Source organism: [Roseibacterium] beibuensis, assembly GCF_039542305.1.
Lineage (GTDB): Bacteria > Pseudomonadota > Alphaproteobacteria > Rhodobacterales > Rhodobacteraceae > Roseibacterium > Roseibacterium beibuensis.
In genome coordinates this window covers 126,713-144,745 of record NZ_BAABHW010000001.1, presented here as the reverse complement: position 1 = coordinate 144,745, position 18,033 = coordinate 126,713, and the positions used below count along the sequence as shown (strand labels likewise).

The window sequence follows — 18,033 nt, the reverse complement described above, 5'->3', positions numbered from 1 at the left end:
GCAAGGGAAAGCGCGCCTAGAGGTCGCTACAGACCGGGCAATCGGCCCTGCGCTGCATCCGAACCGTGCGGGTCTCGGCGTGCAGTGCATCGTAAATCAGCATCCGCCCCCGAAGGCCGTCGCCCGCGCCGCAGATCTCCTTCACCGCCTCCAGCGCCATCATGGAGCCGACAACCCCCGGCAGGGCGCCGATGACGCCGGTCTCGGCGCAGGTCGCCGCAAGGCCCGGTGCCGGCGCCTCGGGGAAGACGCAGGCCATGCAGGGGGCGCCCCCTGCCGGATCGTAGAGGGTCACCTGCCCCTCCCACGCGGAGATCGCCCCCGCGATCACCGGGCGGCCTGCGGCCACCGCCGCGCGGTTGACCAGCGCGCGCACCTCGAAACTGTCGGTGCCGTCGAGGATCAGGTCATACTCGCCGAACAGCTCCTCGGCGATCTCCTCGGTCAGTTGGCGATTGTAGGGCCGCACGTCGATGCGCGGGTTGAGCGCCTTCATCGCGATCTCGGCGGAAAACACCTTGGGCATATCCTGCCGCGCGTCGGTATGGATCACCTGCCGCTGCAGGTTCGACAGGCTGACGACATCGTGGTCGATCACGCCGATGCGGCCCACGCCCGCCGCCGCGAGGTAGAGCAAAGCGGGCGAGCCAAGGCCACCGGCGCCGACGACCAGAACCTTGGCGTTCTTCAGCGCCAGTTGTCCGCCGCCGCCGATATCGGGCAGCGTGATGTGGCGGGCGTAGCGTTCCAGTTCCTCGCCCGTGAAGGGGCCAGAGGGGTCCTGCGCCGTGCCGTCATTGCGCGCGGCCTCGACCGCTTCGGCGCGGCCCCGAAGGCGGGACAACCCGGCGCGGTAGATCAGGATCAGCACGAACGCCCCGCCCAGAAGCAGCCACAGGGCGGGCGAGCCGCCCGTCATCTCGCGCAAGGGATGGCCAGCCGGCAGCGCCGCCTGCACGCCCAGAACCGCCACATAGAGAAGCCCGACCATGTAGAGCCGCGCCTGAACCGGGGTCTTCATCAAGGCCCCGAGGCCCCAGAGCGCCCCTGCGAGAAGAAAGACGAACAGCATCAGCCGACCCCGGTCGACCCGAAGCCGCCAGCGCCGCGGTCGGTATCGGGCAAGGCGTCCACCACGTCAAAGCGCGCCTGGGCGACCGGCGCGATCACAGCCTGTGCGATCCGGTCGCCATGGCCGATCCGGAAGGACTCGTCCCCGAGGTTGATCAGGATCACCCCCAGCGGGCCGCGATAATCAGCGTCGATCGTGCCCGGCGAGTTGACCAGCGTCACGCCATGTTTCAGCGCAAGGCCCGAGCGTGGACGAACCTGCATCTCGTAGCCTTCGGGGATGGCGACCCGCAGACCGGTCGGCACCAGCGCGCGCGCCATGGGGGCAAGGGTCAGCCCCGCGTCCCGCCGCCCGGCTTCGAAATTCGCGCGCAAATCGGCCCCGGCCGCGCCCGCCGTCGCATAGTCCGGCAGCGCGATGTCCGGATCGGCCCAATCCTCGCGCATGATATCGACCGTAACGCTCACCCGTGACCTCCGTCTTCGGTGTTCAGTCGCCCCAACGGACGCGAACACGCCGCCCTAGTCCAACGCCTCGGCGATACGTAGGGCCAGACGGCGCGCTGTCTCGTGTTTCGTCAGGCGCGGCCAGGTTTCGGCCCCGTTGGCGGTGATCAGGGTCACCGCATTCTCGGCCCCGCCCATGATCCCTGTCCCGGGCGAGACATCGTTGGCGACGATCCAGTCACAGCCCTTGCGCGCGCGTTTCTCGGTTGCGTGGCGTTCCACGTCATGGGTTTCGGCGGCGAACCCGACCACCAGCTTGGGGCGGCCGGCCTGCAACTGGCTGACACTGGCGAGGATGTCGGGATTCTCGGCAAATTCCAGCGTGGGCAGGCTGCCGCTCCCGTCCTTTTTCATCTTTTGCCCGGCGGCATTGGCCACCCGCCAATCGGCGACGGCGGCGGCGAAGACGGCGGCATCGGCGGGCAGGACCGAGTTGACGGCTTCGGCCATTTCCTGCGCGGTTTGCACCGGGATCACCTCGACGCCCGCCGGCGGTGGAACGTCGGCAGGCCCGGTCACGAAACTGACCCGCGCGCCCAGATCGCGCAGCGCGGCGGCAATCGCCGTGCCCTGCGCACCGGAGGACCGGTTGGCGATATAGCGCACGGGGTCGATGGGCTCATGCGTCGGGCCAGAGGTCACCAGCACATGCCTGCCCTTGAGCGGCCCAGTGCCCAGCGCCGCCTCGACGGCCTCGACGATCTCGGGCACCTCGGCCATGCGGCCCGGTCCGAACTCGCCACAGGCCATGTTGCCCTCGTTTGGGCCGACGACGAGGATGCCGTCGCCCTCCAGCGTCGCGAGGTTGCGCCGGGTCGCCGGATGTTCCCACATGCGCAGGTTCATCGCGGGCGCGATCAGCACGCGCTTGTCGGTCGCCATCAGAACGGTCGAGGCAAGGTCGTTGGCAAGGCCCCCGGCCATCTTGCCCATCAGGTCGGCCGTGGCCGGCGCGACCACCACCAGATCGGCGGCGCGGCTGAGTTCGATATGGCCCATCTCCGCCTCGTCCGTCAGGTCGAACAGGTCGCGATAGACCTTTTCGCCAGCCAGCGCCGAGGCCGACAAAGGGGTGACGAAATGCTCGGCGGCGGGCGTCAGAACCGGGACGACCGAGGCCCCGCGCTCCCTTAGCCGCCGGATCAGGTCGAGCGATTTGAAGGCCGCGATACCGCCGCCGATGATCAGGAGAATTCGCTTGTCCGTCAGCATGATCCCGTCCCCGTCTGCCGCGCGGCAGGTTAGGTGGCGGCCCCGACCGGGGCAATGCCGAATTGCGGCACCAGTGGACAGGCCCCGTCCGCGCCCATTTCGTTCCGCAGGGCCAGCAGCGCATCCAGATCACCGGCCAGCCGCTCCAGGGCCAGCGTGACGCAGACCCGTTCCTGCGGGTAGCTTCCAAAAGCCTCTCGCGGCAGGGGACGCCCTTGGCTTGCCCGGGCCACCATGTCGGGCGTGGCCGGACCCAGCGCGACATAGTCGGCAAATCCCTCGTTGATCCAGCGCGGGATGCGCGGCACGGCGAAGCGGCCTGCGTAGCGCGACAATTGCAGATGCGTCGCCTCGTGCACGATGTAGTAGCTGAGCGTGCGGGGCGGCGGCAGCGCCTGACCCGCGCGCACCAGCCGGTTCCGGTCGAAATCCGCGTGACGCAAGAAGATGTTGTCGAGCGACGCCACCGGGTAGGTCAGGCCAGAGGCACGCGGGGACCCTGCGAAAAAGAGCCGCAGCGCCAGACCGTCCTCGACCAGCCAGACATGAACCTCTTCGGGCGGACCAAGGGGCGAGGCCGCCAAGAGCGCCGTCACCTCCCGGCCCATGACCTCGGCCGAGGGCGGCAGCGGGACGTCCGAGTGGAAGGTCAACGCCCCACCCGTTCGCTCATGCGAGAACAGCGGCGCAGGCCATGCGATCAACGCGATCATCGCGGCATAAATCGCGAGGACCGTGGCAAATCCGATCAGGCTTAGCCGGAAAAGGCCCTGGACAAAGCGCGCATAGCTCATCCGACCGAAATGGCGACGTCGCGGGCGCAGAACAAGTCAGCGAAACGCCGCGCAGGGGTCGGGCCGCTCGACCGGGTCCGCAACGGCCCAGAGGTCAAACGGGATATCGCCCTGAGGCGTCTCTTCAAACTGCCCGAGGCTGACCACGTTCAGGTCAGCGGCCGCAACGGAAAGGATCGAAGGGATGCCCCAATCGCGCCGGGCATGGCCATTGCCGGTGATGACGACAACAGGCCCGCCATGCGCCTCCAATGCCTCCAGCGTGGCCGCGGCAAGGGCCGCGTCGCGCAAACGCTGCGCCTCGACAAATCCGGGCAGAATCTCTTCCGGCAGGGCGTCGCAATGCGCCGCCATCTGTTCGGCCTCGCGCGTGGCCTGTTCTTCCTCGGTCAAGGCGGTGGTCAGGCCATAGCGCCCGGCGTCCGGGCCGAATGCCGCTGCCGCGCCATCCGCAAAGGCCGCCTGCGCCGCCTCTCGCCCAACCTGCGCGCCGTAGATGGGACCGGTTTGGGCAAAGGCGATCAGGGGATAGTAATACGAGAAATCCGGCCAACCGCTTTCAGCCCAGTTCAGCGCCTCTTCCAGGGCCGCGGCGTCACCGGCCAGTTCCGGGGTCACGCTGGCCGCTGCCGCTTCGGTCAGCTGCTCGAACACCAGGGCGGTCGGGCCGATGGCGGCAACCGCATCGGCTTGCAAGGCGTGATGGTGGGGATTGTCATGCACCTCGCCCAGGATGATCACGTCGGCACCCTGCGCCGCCTCGGACAGGGCGACCGCGTCCGCAACCTCCGATGCCGCGACGGGCAGGGCGGATGTGGCCATCAGGATCGGAAAAACAAAGCGAAACATGTGCGGCTCCCGTCAAAGGCTTGGAATGGGTGAGCTTTTGGCACATGCGCCATGGTCGGTCGCCCGGCAAGGCCGCGCGACCATCTGTCTGCCTGGTCCTAGTCGAACATCGCCATCTGGCGGATCGGCTGCGGGGCGATACCCCCTTGAGCCGCCTCTGCCGCGATCCCCGTCGGACCAGCATCCAACCCTCCCTGCGGCGCCAACCACAGGAAGGATCCGGCGAACAGTCCGGCAATCAGCGCCAAGGGTGCGTGGAGCATCAGGCGGCGAAAAACGACAGAACCTCCTTCGACTGCGCTTCGAGGTTCTTGCGCATCTTGCCGAAGGCGGCGGCCTCGAGCTGGCGCACGCGTTCCTTCGACAGGCCAAGCTCGTTGCCGAGGCTTTCCAGCGTCCGCGGCTCCTCGCGCAGCTTGCGCTCGCGGACGATGAACCGTTCGCGTTCGTTCAGGGCCTGCATCGCAGTGATCAGCCACTCGCGCAGTTGTTCGTTGTCATGCGTGTCCTGCACAAGGTCGGCCGCCTGGGCGCTGTCATCTTCCAGCGCATCGATCCATTCGCGCCCCTCGTCCTCGACGGATTGGGTGGCGTTCAGCGAGAAATCGGAGCCGGCAAGGCGACCTTCCATCATCTCGACGTCATGCAGCGGCACGCCCACTTCGGTGGCGATCATCTGACGCATCTGGTGCTTGTCGAGGTTCTCCCCCCGCGCCAGCGCTTCCCGCTCCAGCCGGGCCTGAACCCGGCGCATGTTGAAGAACAGCGATTTCTGAGACGAGGTCGAGCCGGTGCGCACCATCGACCAGTTGCGCATCACGTAATCTTGAATGGAGGCCTTGATCCACCACACCGCGTAGGTCGAGAAGCGCACGCCGCGATCCGGGTCGAACTTGTCGGCCGCTTTCATCAGGCCAAGCCCGGCTTCCTGGATCAGGTCGTTCATCGGCGCGCCGTAGCGTTTGAACTTGGCCGCCATCGAGATCGCCAACCGCATGTAGGCCGTCACCAGCCGATGCAGCGCCTGTTCGTCGCGGTGGTCGCGCCACGCGTAGGCCAGTTGCAATTCCGTCTCCGCGTCCAGCAACTCCGCCTTCATGGCGCGCCGTGACAGAGATTGGTCTCCACCCATGTCGAAAGCCATCGTCAGAACCCCCCGGTTCGTTGCTTTTGCTGTTTCGCTCGCAAGCCGCGATCATTCCTGTTACGCAACGTCTTCGCGTCCGGATCACTTCTCGGGAAAGAAAATTGCAGCTTCCCCCCATCACACTTGCCATTGGAGGCGCGGCCTCGGGCAAATCCGCCTTTGCAGAAAGGCTTGTGCGCCGCTCGGGCCTAGCCAAGGTCTATTTCGCCACGGCCCAAGCCGATGATGCGGATCTGGCGGCGCGGATCGACGTGCACCGCACCCGCCGCTCCGGGCAGGGCTGGCGTACCGTCGAAGCGCCGCGCGACCTTGCCCGGGCGCTCGCTCAGATCGAGGTCGAAGAGGTCGCGCTGGTCGATTGTGTGACCTACTGGCTGTCGAACCAGATACGAAGCGACACCGACATCGAGGAAGAGGCCGCTCTGCTTGAAGACGTGCTCGACCAACTGCCCGCGCCCGTCGTTCTGGTCACGAACGATGTCACCGGAGGGGTCGCACCGGACGGAGACCCGGGGCGCCAATTTCAACAGGCCCTGGGGCGATTGAACCAGCAACTCGCCGCGCAGGCCGATCTGGTGGTCCAGGTCACCGCCGGCCTGCCCTTGGTCCTGAAGGGCGGGGCACCCTTGCCCGACATGGAGACACCGACGCCATGGTGAGGCGGCTCTGCTGGGTCCGACACGGGCCGACCCACCAAGTCACCATGACCGGGTGGCGCGATGTGCCCGCCGACCTGTCGGATCGACAGGCGCTTGCGCGGCTGGACGCCTATCTGCCCCGGACGGCCACGGTCGTCTCCTCCGATCTCCGGCGCGCGGTCGCCACGGCCGATGCCATCATGGCCGAGCGTGTTCGCCTGCCCCATGACCCGGCCCTGCGCGAGTTTGATTTCGGCCTGTGGGACGGGATGCAGTTCGACGACGTTTCCGCCCGCGACCCGGACCTGTCCCGCACCTTCTGGGAACAGCCGGGCGACACCGCCCCACCCGGGGGCGAAAGCTGGAACGCCGTTGCCGCGCGGGTCTCCTCCGCGATCGACAGGCTGATCGGACAGGTGGAGGGCGACCTGATCGCGGTCAGCCATTTCGGCGCCATCCTCACCCATCTCAGCCGCGCGGGCGGCCTTGCGCCCGAAAAGGCGCTCTCGCACCGGATCGACACGCTGTCGGTCACCGAACTTCATCTCGGCGACGACGGCTGGCGCATTGCCGCCATCAATCACCTTCCCTGATCGGCACGATCAGCGAATGGCGATTGACGCCGACGCGCGCCCCTGCGCCTATGCCGCCATGGCTTATGCACTCCTGATCGGCCAGCGCAGCTATTCCTCCTGGTCCCTGCGCGGATGGCTCCCTTTCGCGGCCTTTGGCATTCCCGTCGATCTGTCTTCCACCGTCATCTATTCCGACGCTTTCGCGTCAGAGGTCGCGGCGTTTGGCGGCGGGGGGACCGTTCCGGTTCTGCGCACGCCCGAAGGCGGCATCCTGACCGACAGCCTCGCCATCGCCTGGCACCTTGCCGAAACCTTCCCCGAGAAGGGATTGCTGCCGGATGACCCGATCGCGCGGGCCGAGGCGCAAAGCCTGATCGCCGAGATGCATTCCGGTTTCACGGCCCTGCGCAACGCCTGCCCGATGAATTTGCGCACGGCATGGGACGGGTTCGAGGTCAGCGCCGCGGTGCAGGCCGATCTCGACCGGCTGCAAGCCCTGTGGTCCGAGGCATTGGCGCGCTCGGGCGGGCCTTACCTCTATGGCGACTATTCCCTTGCCGATGTCTTTTTCGCCCCCGTCGCCATCCGGATCGCGGGCTATGGCCTGCCGGTCGATCCGCTGACACAGAGCTACGTGACCACGCAACTGGCCCACCCCGCTATTATCGAATGGCGCGAGGCGGGACTGGTCGAGGATGACGAAGTCGCGAAATACGATATGGGTCTGCCGCGCCTGCCCTTCCCGATACCAGGCTGAGCCGACACCCGGGGCGCGACCGGAAAACTCGAGTTTTCCGGGCCGTTTTCCTTGAGGAAAACGTGTCGCGCCGATGGTGGTGTTAATCATTTCCTAACCAAGCCGGGCGAAGACTGTCGCCATGTTCGACAGTCCCAGCCCCGAGGCGCTTGCGCGCTGCCATACCGTCGCCTTCGAAGGGCTGGACGCCCGCCGGGTCGAGGTGCAATGCGCGGTCACCGCCGGGCTGCCGGGCTTTGCCGTGGTGGGCCTGCCCGACAAGGCCGTGTCCGAGGCGCGCGAACGGGTGCGCACCGCGCTGCAGGCCATGGCCATCGCGCTGCCATCCAAGCGGATCACGGTGAACCTGTCGCCGGCCGACCTGCCCAAGGAAGGCTCGCATTTCGACCTGCCGATCGCACTGGCGCTGCTCGCCGCCCTCGGCATCCTGCCTCCCGACCGGGTCGAGGAGGCCGTGGCCCTTGGAGAATTGTCGCTGGACGGGCGCCTCGTGCCCGTCATCGGGGCGCTGCCGACGGCGCTGGCCGCCGGCGAAGACGACCGCGTCCTGCTCTGCCCCGCCGCCTGCGGGGCCGAGGCGGCCTGGGTCGGCGCCACGCCGGTCTTTGCCGCCAAAAGCCTCGCCGACCTGATCGCCCATCTGACCGACCGTGCGCCGCTGGACCCGGCCCGCCCCGGCGAGATCCGTGATGATCCAACCACGGGCTGCCTGTCAGAGGTCCGCGGACAGGAGCGCGCCAAACGCGCCTTGGAGATCGCCGCCGCCGGGCGCCACCACATGCTGATGGTCGGCTCGCCGGGATCGGGCAAATCCATGCTGGCCGCGCGCCTGCCCGGGATTTTGCCGCCGCTCTCGGCCCCCGAGGCACTGGAAACCTCGATGATCCAGTCGCTTGCGGGGCTGCTCGACGAGGGCGGCATTTCCCGCACGCGGCCCTACCGCGCGCCGCATCACACGGCCTCGATGGCCGCGGTGGTGGGGGGCGGGCGTGGCGCGAAACCCGGCGAGATCAGCCTGGCCCATAACGGCGTGCTGTTTCTTGACGAGTTTCCGGAATACGCCCGGGCCGTTCTGGAAACCCTGCGCCAACCGATTGAAACCGGCGAGGTCGTGGTCGCCCGCGCCAATGCCCATGTCACCTATCCCTGCCGCTTCCTGTTGATCGCCGCCGCCAACCCGTGCCGCTGCGGGCAACTCTACGACGCGGGCCAGGCCTGTGGCCGCGCGCCGCAATGCGGGGCGGAGTACATGGGAAAGATCTCGGGGCCGCTGATGGACCGGTTCGACCTGCGGCTGGAGGTGCCGCCGGTCAGCTATGCCGATCTCGACCTGCCGCCCTCGGGCGACACGTCGGCCGAGATCGCGAAACGCGTCGCCGCGGCGCGCGACATCCAAAGCGCGCGATTTGCCGAGATCGGCGTCACCGCCCGCGTGAATGCCGATGCCGAAGGCGCGCTTCTTGACCGGATCGCAACTCCGGACAAGGCGGGCAAGGACCTGCTGCTCAAGGCGGCCGAGAAGTTCCGCCTGACCGCCCGGGGCTATCACCGCGTGCTGCGGCTGGCCCGGACCATTGCGGATCTCGACGGGGCCGAGACGGTCGGACAGCCCCATATCGCCGAGGCGGTCGGCTACCGGCTGATCGGGGCGCCGTCGATGTGACCGCTCACCCGGCGAGGCGTGCTTCGATCGCCTCCCAGATCTGGCCGGCCACATTGACCCCGTCGAAGCGTTCGAGTTCCTGTATGCCGGTGGGCGAGGTCACGTTGATCTCGGTCAGGTAGCCGCCGATCACGTCGATGCCGACGAAAACCTGCCCCATCTCCTTCAGGCGCGGCCCGATGATTGCGCAGATCTCGCGCTCCCGCTCGGTCAGGTCGGTTTTCTCGGGGCGGCCGCCGACATGCATGTTCGACCGGGTCTCGCCCTTGGCGGGCACGCGGTTGATCCCACCGACCGGTTCACCGTCCACCAAGATGATGCGTTTGTCGCCAGCCGAGACGTCGGGCAGGAATTTCTGGACGATCAAGGGCTCGCGGCTCATGCCGGTGAAAAGCTCGTGCAGCGAGGTCAGGTTCCGGTCGTTCGGGTCGAGGCGGAACACGCCCGCCCCGCCATTGCCATAGAGCGGTTTGAGGATGATATCGCCGTGCTTTTCCTTGAACTCGCGCAACACTTCGATGTCGCGGGCGATGGCGGTGGGCGGGGTCAGATCGGGGAAATCCAGCACCAGCAGTTTTTCCGGCGAGTTGCGCACCCAGAACGGGTCGTTCACCACCAGCGCCTGCCCCTTGAGCCGGTCCAGCAGGTGCGTCGTGGTGATGTAACCCATGTCGAAAGGCGGGTCCTGCCGCAGCCAGACCACGTCCATCTCGCCCAGATCGATATCGGCAACCGGCCCGAGGTCGGCATGATCGCCCTGCACGCGCTGGACCCGCAGGCTCTGGGCGCGCGCCATGACGCGGCCCTCGCGGTAGGAAAGGTGATCGGGCGTGTAGACCCACATCTCGTGGCCGCGCGCCTGCGCTTCTTCGGCGAGGCGGAACGTGCTGTCCGCGTTGATGTCGACGGATCCGATCGGATCCATCTGGAATGCCACTTTCATTGTCACCCTCCGACGGCCGTGTCGGCGCCATACATGGCGCGCTGCACCCCGAGAGGCAATGGCGCGCCATCATGTCATCAACGCGTTGGGCAGAATTTCCATGCGCCCGGAGCGATCCACCAAGGCCACGTCGAACCGCATCGGCGTAAGCGAACCCGTCGGCAAGGCCCCGATGTAGTGTTCGGCGCTCCGCAGCAGGCGGTCGATCTGGCGCCGCGTCAGCGACTGCGCCGCCGTCGAGAAATCCGCCGCCGATTTCACCTCGACGAAGACGGTTTCCCCGTCCTTCTCGGCAATGAGGTCGATCTCGCCCAAAGGCCCCCGCCAGCGTCGCGAAAGGATACGGTGCCCATCCCGCTCGTAGCGGCGCGCGACCTGTTCCTCGGCGGCCTGTCCGGCGTGGAAATTCCGTTGGCCGCGCTCGATCCGTTTCGCATTCGCCATTGCCCGTTCCTTTCGGTCCCGGGCGACCTGCGCCCGAGCTAGTCTTTCTCTCTCAACGCCAGCGCACGCTGGTAGACATCGCGCCTGGGCAGGCCAAGACGCTCGGCCACCTCGGCGGCGGCATCCTTGACCCGAAGCCGCGACAAGGCGTCATGCAAGGCGGCGTCCAGATCCTCTTCGCTCGTCTCCGCCGCACCTGCGCGATCCAGCACAAGCACGATCTCGCCCTTGGGCGGCACGGCCCCGACGCTGTCTCGCAACTCGGCCAGCGTGCCGCGCCGCGCCTCTTCGAATCGTTTGGTCAGTTCCCGACACAGCGCCGCCTGACGATCCTCGCCCAGAGACTCGCACAATTCCCCTAACAAACGATGAATCCGCTTGGGGCTTTCGAACAGGATCACCGTCGCGCCTGACGCATCCAGCCCGGCGATCCAGCTTTTGCGCGCCCCGGCCTGCGGCGGGGGGAAGCCCGCGAACAGGAACCGGTCCGAGGGCAAGCCAGAAATCGTCAGCGCGGCCAGCGCCGCCGATGGCCCCGGTGCCGCCGTCACCGGCAGCCCCGCCTCGATCGCCGCGCGGGCAAGTTGATAGCCCGGATCGGCCACCAGCGGCGTGCCCGCATCCGAGACATAGGCCACGCGCTTGCCCTCCGTCAGCGCCCGGATCAGGCGCGGCCGCATCTCGGCCCCGTTGTGATCGTGGTAGGGCAACAGCGGTCGCCCCCCGAGGGGGATGCCGTGAATTTCCATCAGGCGGCGCGCAGTCCGGGTATCTTCCGCCGCGATCACATCCGCCACGCGCAGCGTGTCGAGCGCCCTGAGCGTGATGTCGCGCGCCGTCCCGATCGGGGTCGCCACGAAATGCAGCCCGGCGGCAAGCGCGGCCGCCGCGACCGGCACCTCTCCGCCGCCCGGATCGGTTTTTTGCAACTGGTGCTTGCTTTCGCCCTCGCCCATGGGCCATGACCCCTTCCAACCGCCTCGTGCAAGCGGCGTTTACTTGCGCAACCGGAGAAACTAGCCTGCCACAGGGTGGCATCCGGTTGCCTTTCAATGTTTTTCGCGCCTCACGGAGGACAAGTTTCGATGATTTCCGCTTTCCGCGCGCTCCGCAACCCGGCCCGAGTGCTGGGCCTTCTGGTCGTTACCGCCTTTCTTGCCGCCTGTCAGGTCGGCGGCGGCCTCGGCGGTGGCTCCGGCCCGCGCGTGAGCGGACAGACGGTGCAGGTTGCCATGCTGCTGCCGATGAGCTCCACCCAGGGCGGCGACGCGATCGTGTCGCGCGGGCTGGAGAACGCCGCGCGTCTGGCCGCCGCCGAACTGTCGGGCGTGACCGTGGAAATCAGCGTTTACGACACCGCCGGTCAGGCCGCGACCGCCGCCAACGTGGCGCGCGAGGCCGTTCGCGATGGGGCGGATGTCATCCTCGGGCCGCTGCGCTCGGACGCCGCCGCCGCCGTCGGCGTGGCCGTTGCCGGTTCCAATGTCAGCGTGCTGAGCTTCTCGAACAACACCGAGGTCGCGGGCGGCAATGTCTTTGTCCTTGGCCACACCTTCGCCAATACCGCGACCCGCATGGTCAGCTACGCGGCCCAGCGGGGCAGCGGCAACATCGTGCTGGTGCATGCCTCGAACCTTGCCGGTGAGGTCGCGCGTGACTCGGTGCGCAGCGCGGCCGCCCGGTCGGGCGCGACTATCGCGGCGACCATCCCCTACGAATTCTCGCAGACCGGCGTCATCAACGTGGTGCCGCAGGTCGTCGCGGCCGTGCGCGAGAACGGATCGAACGGGTTGATCCTTACCTCGGATTCGGCGGGTGCCCTGCCCTTCTTCGCACAGCTTCTGCCCGAAAACGGGCTCGACACCGACGCGGTGCAGGTCATGGGCCTGACCCGGTGGGATATCCCGCCGCAAACGCTGGAATTCGCGGGCCTCCAGGGCGGCTGGTTCGCCCTGCCCGACCCGTCGGCCACCGCCGATTTCGAAGCCCGCTACCAGGGCCGCTACGGCGAAGCGCCGCATAACCTTGCGGCCTTGGGATACGACGCGGTCCGCGCGGCAGGGGAAACCGCGGCCAGTGCCGGACGCCTTGGCGCAGCAGACCTGACCGCAGGAGAATTCCAGGGCGCGAACGGCGTCTTCCGCCTGCTGGCCGATGGCACGATCTCGCGCGCCATGGCCATCGCCCAGATCACCGACAACCAGGTGGCCATCATTGACCCCGCCCCAAGACGCCTTAGCGCTCCCGGTTTCTGACCGGAACCCGCGCCTTCCCATCCCGTCCGCACCGGGGGAACTGATCCTCCCCGAAACGGCCATCTTCGACCCCGCCGCGATCCGCGCGCGGGTCGATGCCGCTGTCGAGAAGGCCGCCGACGCCTCGGCCGCGCGCAGCGCCGCGGTCAAGGTCCTGCAACAGGCGCAGGACGCGGGCCGCGCGGCCATCGCGGCGGCCATCGACACCTCTCCGCTCGCGGCGCGGCGGGCGACGCGGGCCTATGCGCATCTCACCGACCAGCTGGTGCGCGAGGTTCTGCACATTGTCCAAACCCACCTGCACCCCAACGCCCTGCCCGGGGACTCGGACCGCATGGCGGTGATGGCCGTGGGTGGCTACGGGCGCGGCGAGATGGCGCCCTATTCGGACGTGGACCTTCTCTTTGTCACGCCGTGGAAGATGACGCCCGCCATCGAAACGATGATCGAGGCGACGCTTTACATGTTGTGGGACCTTCGCATGAAGGTCGGGCATGCCAGCCGGACGGTGAAAGAATGCCTGCGCCTCGGCAGGGACGACATCACCATTCGCACTTCGCTTCTGGAGATGCGGTTCATCTGCGGCGAGGAGGCGATCGCGGACGAGTTGCAAACGGCCCTGCGCGAGCAGCTCTTTGCCAGCACGCTCGGCGAATTCGTCGAGGCCAAGCTGGAGGAACGCAGCACGCGCCACCGCAAGCAGGGCGGCCAGCGCTACATGCTGGAACCCAACGTGAAAGAGGGCAAGGGCGGGCTGCGCGACCTGCAGACGCTTTACTGGATCGCCAAATACCAGCACGGGGTCGAGCGGGCGTCCGAGCTGGTGAAAATCGGCGTCTTCCATCCCGAGGAATTCGCGGCCTTCGACGCGGCCGAACGGTTCCTGTGGGCCGTGCGCTGCCATTTGCACCTGATCGCGGGGCGGGCGCAGGACCAGTTGACCTTCGACAACCAGGTCGCCGTGGCCGAAAGGCTTGGCTATACCGACCATTCCGGGCGCCGCGCGGTCGAGCATTTCATGCAGGATTACTTCCGGCACGGCACGAAGGTCGGGGAACTGACCCGCATCTTCCTGACCGCGTTGGAAGCCGCCCATGTCAAACAGGAACCCGGCATCCTGGGATTTCTGCGCGGGCGGTCGCGACGCAAGAAGCTGAAGCCGGGCTACGGGCTCAAGCAGAACCGCCTGACGGTCGAGGATGACGAGGCGTTCTTCGCCGACAAGCTGAATATCCTGCGCCTGTTCGAGGAAGCGCTGCGGACGGGCTACCTGATCCACCCCGACGCCATGCGCGAGGTCTCCGCGCGGCTCGATCAGATCGACGACAGCATGCGCCGCGACCCCGAGGCGTGCCGCATCTTCCTCGATCTGCTGCTGAAACACGGCAACCCGGAACGCGCGCTGCGGCGCATGAACGAGCTGGGCGTTCTGGCGACCTTCATCCCGGAATTCGCGCCCGTGGTCGCGATGATGCAGTTCAACATGTATCACAGCTACACGGTGGACGAGCACACGATCCAGGTGATCTCGCACCTGGCCCAGATCGAACGCGGCGAATTGGTCGAGGAACTGCCCGTCGCCTCCGGCATCCTGGAGCGCGGGGTGAACCGCAAGGTGCTCTACGTTGCCTGCCTGCTGCACGATATCGGCAAGGGTCGGAAAGAAGATCACTCCATCGTCGGCGCGCGGATCGCCCGCTCGGTTTGCCCGCGATTGGGCCTGAAACCCGCCGAATGCGAGACGGTCGAATGGCTGGTGCGCTATCACCTGCTGATGTCCGACATGGCGCAGAAACGTGACATCGCCGATCCGCGCACGGTGCGCGACTTCGCCAAGGCGGTGAAGACACGCGACCGGCTGGACCTGCTGACCGTGCTGACGGTCTGCGACATCCGCGGCGTCGGCCCCGGTGTCTGGAACAATTGGAAGGCCACGCTTCTGCGCGGGCTCTACCGGGCGACGGCCTCGGCGCTGGAGACGGGGCTGGAGGATCTCAACCGCGAGAACCTCGAAGGCGAGGCCAAACGCGCCTTGCGCGCCGCGCTGTCCGACGAGTGGAGCAAGGCCGAGGTCAAGACCGAGATCGACCGCCATTACGGACCCTACTGGCAGGGCCTCGACCTCGCCACGCAGGTCGATTTCGCGCATATGCTGCGCGGCCTCGATCCCGATGAAATCCGAATCGACACGAAAGAAGACGAAGATCGCGACGCCACGCGCGTCTGCTTTGCCCTGTCCGATCATCCGGGCATCTTTTCGAGGCTCGCCGGGGCGCTGAGCCTTGTCGGGGCCAACGTCGTGGACGCCCGCACCTATACGACCAAGGACGGCTACGCGACCGCCGTATTCTGGGTGCAGGATGCCGAAGGCAGCCCCTACGAGGCCGCGCGACTGCCGCGCCTGAAAGGCATGATCGGCAAGATCCTCAAGGGCGAGGTCGTAACCTCAAAGGCGCTGGAAGGCCGCGACAAGATCAAGAAGCGCGAACGCCCCTTCGACGTGCCCACCAACATCGCCTTCGACAACGAAGGCTCCGAGATCTACACGATCATCGAGGTGGATACGCGCGACCGGCCCGGCCTGCTGTATGACCTGACCAAGACGCTAGCGAACAACAACATCTACATCGCCCATGCCGTGATCGCGACTTACGGGGTGCAGGTGGTCGATACCTTCTACGTCAAGGACATGTTCGGCCTGAAACTCTACACCAAGTCCAAGCAGGAAAGCCTTGAGCGCAAGCTGCGCGACGCCATTGCGCGCGTGGCCGAACGGGCGGGGGCCTGAGCATGAGCCCCGGGCCGCGCCCGATCCGTCTGATCGCCGGTTTCATCACCGTGGGTGGCTGGACCCTCGGCAGCCGCGTCCTCGGCTTCGTGCGCGACATCCTGATCGCGGCTTTCATGGGCGTCGGGCCGGTCTCGGAGGCGTTCTTCGTCGCCTTTGCGCTGCCAAACCTCTTCCGACGTTTCTTTGCCGAGGGCGCGTTCAACACCGCCTTCGTGCCAATGTTCTCGAAAAAGCTGGAGGGGGAGGAAGACCCCAAGCGCTTCGCCCGCGATGCCTTTTCGCTTTTGGCGACGGTGCTGATTGCCCTGACGCTGATCGCGCAAGTGGCGATGCCGTGGTTCGTCCTGGGCATGGCCTCGGGCTTTGCGGGGGATGTGCGGTTCGACCTCGCCGTCGATTTCGGACGCATCGCCTTCGGCTATATCATCTTCATCTCGCTTGCCGCCCTGCTGTCAGGGCTGCTGAACTCCACCGGCCGGTTCGCCGCGGCTGCGGCGGCACCGATCCTGCTGAACGTCATCCTGATCGGCCTGCTGCTTGCCACGGATCAGGGGTGGTTGTCCGGCGTCACGGTCGATGTCGAGGGCGCAGGGCAGGATGCGGAGCTGATCGGCCTGAATTACGGCACCGTGCTGGTCTGGGGCATCCTCTTTGCGGGCGTCGCGCAGATGGCGCTGGTCTGGGTCGCTGCCGCGCGGGCCGGCTATCGCCTTCTGCCGCATTGGCCGCGCCTCACGCCGGACATGAAGAAGCTGGCCGTGATCATGCTGCCCGCGATGCTGGCGGGCGGGGTCGTGCAGATCAACCTGCTTGTGGGCCGCCAGGTGGCGAGTTTCTCGGCAGAGGGGGCGATTTCCTGGCTCAGTTTCGCTGACCGGCTGTATCAATTGCCCCTGGGCGTGGTCGCAATCGCGATCGGCATCGTGCTTTTGCCCGACCTGTCGCGCCGCCTGCGAGCCGGCGACGCCGAGGGAGGCCGCCACGCGCTCAGCCGGGCGGGAGAGATCTGCCTTGCGCTGACCGTGCCCGCAGCCGTGGCGCTGGTCGTCGTGCCCGTGCCGCTTGTCTCCGTCCTGTTCGAACGCGGAGCATTCGAGGCCGACGATACCGCGGCAACCGCCCTGGCGCTGGCGGCCTATGGCCTCGGCCTGCCGGCCTTCGTTCTGCAAAAGGTGCTGCAACCGCTCTATTTCGCGCGCGAGGACACCCGCACACCGTTCCGCTATGCCTTGGTCGCGATGGTCGTGAACGCGGTCGCGGCCGTGGGCCTTGCCATGGTCATCGGCTTCGTCGGCGCCGCGCTTGGCACCACGCTGGCGGCCTGGGCGATGGTCTGGCTTTTGTTGCGCGGCAAGAACGGCATGGGCGATGTCGCCCGGTTCGACGACCGCTTCCGCGCACGGATGCCCCGCATCGTCGTTGCGTCATTGCTGATGGGCGTGGCGCTCTGGATTGCCGCCCTTGTCCTCGGCCCGCTGCTTGGCACGCCGGGGTGGCGGTACATCGGGCTCGCCATTCTCGTCATTGGCGGCGTGGTGATCTATTTCGCGATCGGCCAGTGGCTTGGCGCGTTCCGGCTGGCCGAGTTCCGCACGGCGCTGCGCCGCTCCTAACGCTGGCGGAGCTTTCCGAGCACGCGGTGCCAGCCTCCGGGGCTGACCACGAAGGACAGCAGGAACCCGGCGGCAAAGCCCGTCAGGTCGGCAACGACATTCCCGAAATCGCCCTGGAGCACACCGAAGATCAGCTGGATCGCCAGAAGCATCCCGATCAGCCCGAAGGCGCGGGCACGGTTGCCGCCCCGGTGGGTCAGGTCCACCCACATCAGGAACGTGAACGCCCCGATCAGGCCGTAAACGCCGGGATAGCCGCCAACCAGTGGATAGGGGCTGTTGAGGAAGGCCACGTAAGCCAGGGCCCCGGCCATGGCCGACAGCCAGAAGATCACCACGAAGGCCAGGGGCGAAAAGACCTCGGCCACCATCTTGCCGATGGCAAGGATGAAGACGACCACGAAAGCCGCATGGACAAAGCCGCCATGGATCAGCGGATAGGTGAGAAAGCGCAGCATGTGCTCGGGCGGGAAGCTTCGGTTCTCCCACATCCAGTCGGCGACCTGGTCCAGAACGGCATAGTCCTGCATCGCCGCGATGCGCCAGCCGACACCGCCCTGCCCGCCGAGAAACCCGGCACTCGCGGCCTGGAACAGGAGTTCCAGCCCCCCGATCACCACGGCCAAAGCCACCACGACGGGCGGCAAGGCGTTGAAAGGGGAAACATTGTGGTCTTCCATCGCGGCACGGCCTTCGGTTGACGCCATCTGCCCCCGTGGGTAAGCGATGCCGCGGCGCTTGGCCAGAGGATCGGGCGCCGCGTCCGCACAACAA

Annotated in this window: 18 protein-coding genes; 7 read left to right on the top strand and 11 right to left on the bottom strand. The window is 67.1% G+C overall.

The genetic code is table 11. From position 1 onward, the window contains the following. Nucleotides 1-16: 16 nt before the first annotated feature. From ABD923_RS00700 to ABD923_RS00670, 7 genes are all read right to left on the bottom strand, one after another. Entirely contained in the window at nt 17-1,072 is a 1,056-nt protein-coding gene (locus tag ABD923_RS00700) for a HesA/MoeB/ThiF family protein (RefSeq protein ID WP_259547243.1), read from the bottom strand. Further along, nucleotides 1,072-1,518, bottom strand: coding sequence for a dUTP diphosphatase (gene dut, locus ABD923_RS00695; RefSeq protein ID WP_405048289.1), 447 nt, complete (start codon nt 1,516-1,518; stop codon nt 1,072-1,074). Before dut ends, ABD923_RS00700 begins: the two co-directional genes overlap by 1 nt. 75 nt (nt 1,519-1,593) lie before the next feature. After that, on the bottom strand, nt 1,594-2,790 hold the full coding sequence (gene coaBC, locus ABD923_RS00690; protein WP_259547245.1) for a bifunctional phosphopantothenoylcysteine decarboxylase/phosphopantothenate--cysteine ligase CoaBC: 1,197 nt from the start codon (nt 2,788-2,790) through the stop codon (nt 1,594-1,596). A gap of 29 nt (nt 2,791-2,819) precedes the next feature. Beyond that, nucleotides 2,820-3,584 (bottom strand): hypothetical protein, encoded by a 765-nt coding sequence (locus ABD923_RS00685; protein ID WP_259547246.1) that lies wholly within the window; start codon nt 3,582-3,584, stop codon nt 2,820-2,822. Between the two features lie 36 nt (nt 3,585-3,620). Further along, entirely contained in the window at nt 3,621-4,433 is an 813-nt protein-coding gene (locus ABD923_RS00680; RefSeq protein WP_405048279.1) for a ChaN family lipoprotein, read from the bottom strand. A gap of 98 nt (nt 4,434-4,531) precedes the next feature. Next, nucleotides 4,532-4,696 (bottom strand): hypothetical protein, encoded by a 165-nt coding sequence (locus tag ABD923_RS00675; protein WP_259547247.1) that lies wholly within the window; start codon nt 4,694-4,696, stop codon nt 4,532-4,534. After that, complete coding sequence (locus tag ABD923_RS00670; protein WP_259547249.1) at nt 4,696-5,577, bottom strand: RNA polymerase factor sigma-32; 882 nt, start codon at nt 5,575-5,577, stop codon at nt 4,696-4,698. Before ABD923_RS00670 ends, ABD923_RS00675 begins: the two co-directional genes overlap by 1 nt. 104 nt (nt 5,578-5,681) lie before the next feature. Between ABD923_RS00670 and ABD923_RS00665 the strand changes: the two genes are divergently transcribed. The 4 genes from ABD923_RS00665 (at nt 5,682) to ABD923_RS00650 (ending at nt 9,213) form a co-directional block, all read left to right on the top strand. Next, entirely contained in the window at nt 5,682-6,239 is a 558-nt protein-coding gene (locus ABD923_RS00665) for a bifunctional adenosylcobinamide kinase/adenosylcobinamide-phosphate guanylyltransferase (protein WP_259547250.1), read from the top strand. Next, on the top strand, nt 6,233-6,811 hold the full coding sequence (locus tag ABD923_RS00660; RefSeq protein WP_310796381.1) for a histidine phosphatase family protein: 579 nt from the start codon (nt 6,233-6,235) through the stop codon (nt 6,809-6,811). The genes ABD923_RS00665 and ABD923_RS00660 overlap by 7 nt, the downstream gene beginning before the upstream one ends. Before the next feature lie 58 nt (nt 6,812-6,869). Beyond that, nucleotides 6,870-7,550, top strand: coding sequence for a glutathione S-transferase (locus ABD923_RS00655; RefSeq protein ID WP_345229377.1), 681 nt, complete (start codon nt 6,870-6,872; stop codon nt 7,548-7,550). A 121-nt stretch (nt 7,551-7,671) separates the two neighbouring features. Next, nucleotides 7,672-9,213, top strand: a complete 1,542-nt coding sequence (locus tag ABD923_RS00650; RefSeq protein WP_259547252.1) for a YifB family Mg chelatase-like AAA ATPase — start codon at nt 7,672-7,674, stop codon at nt 9,211-9,213. Nucleotides 9,214-9,217: 4 nt separating this feature from the next. Here ABD923_RS00650 and gshB read toward each other — a convergent pair whose 3' ends face one another. From gshB to rsmI, 3 genes are all read right to left on the bottom strand, one after another. Continuing rightward, a complete protein-coding gene (gene gshB, locus ABD923_RS00645; protein WP_259547253.1) occupies nt 9,218-10,156 on the bottom strand; it encodes a glutathione synthase in 939 nt (312 codons plus the stop codon). Between the two features lie 69 nt (nt 10,157-10,225). Continuing rightward, nucleotides 10,226-10,600, bottom strand: a complete 375-nt coding sequence (locus ABD923_RS00640) for a YraN family protein (RefSeq protein ID WP_259547254.1) — start codon at nt 10,598-10,600, stop codon at nt 10,226-10,228. Between the two features lie 38 nt (nt 10,601-10,638). Then, on the bottom strand, nt 10,639-11,556 hold the full coding sequence (rsmI, locus tag ABD923_RS00635; RefSeq protein ID WP_259547255.1) for a 16S rRNA (cytidine(1402)-2'-O)-methyltransferase: 918 nt from the start codon (nt 11,554-11,556) through the stop codon (nt 10,639-10,641). Nucleotides 11,557-11,685: 129 nt separating this feature from the next. Between rsmI and ABD923_RS00630 the strand changes: the two genes are divergently transcribed. The 3 genes from ABD923_RS00630 to murJ are packed head-to-tail and all read left to right on the top strand — an operon-like array spanning nt 11,686 to nt 17,259. Then, nucleotides 11,686-12,855, top strand: coding sequence for a penicillin-binding protein activator (locus ABD923_RS00630; protein ID WP_259547256.1), 1,170 nt, complete (start codon nt 11,686-11,688; stop codon nt 12,853-12,855). Then, nucleotides 12,815-15,643 carry a [protein-PII] uridylyltransferase gene (locus tag ABD923_RS00625; protein WP_259547258.1) on the top strand — a complete coding sequence of 943 codons (2,829 nt, stop codon included), beginning with the start codon at nt 12,815-12,817 and terminating at the stop codon, nt 15,641-15,643. The genes ABD923_RS00630 and ABD923_RS00625 overlap by 41 nt, the downstream gene beginning before the upstream one ends. Nucleotides 15,644-15,645: 2 nt before the next feature. Continuing rightward, nucleotides 15,646-17,259: a murein biosynthesis integral membrane protein MurJ gene (murJ, locus tag ABD923_RS00620; protein ID WP_259547260.1), complete on the top strand. Its 1,614-nt coding sequence runs from the start codon at nt 15,646-15,648 to the stop codon at nt 17,257-17,259. On the opposite strand, the gene ABD923_RS00615 is transcribed toward murJ, so the two are convergent. After that, nucleotides 17,256-17,966, bottom strand: a complete 711-nt coding sequence (locus tag ABD923_RS00615; protein WP_259547262.1) for a rhomboid family intramembrane serine protease — start codon at nt 17,964-17,966, stop codon at nt 17,256-17,258. The genes murJ and ABD923_RS00615 overlap by 4 nt on opposite strands. Nucleotides 17,967-18,033: the final 67 nt, after the last annotated feature.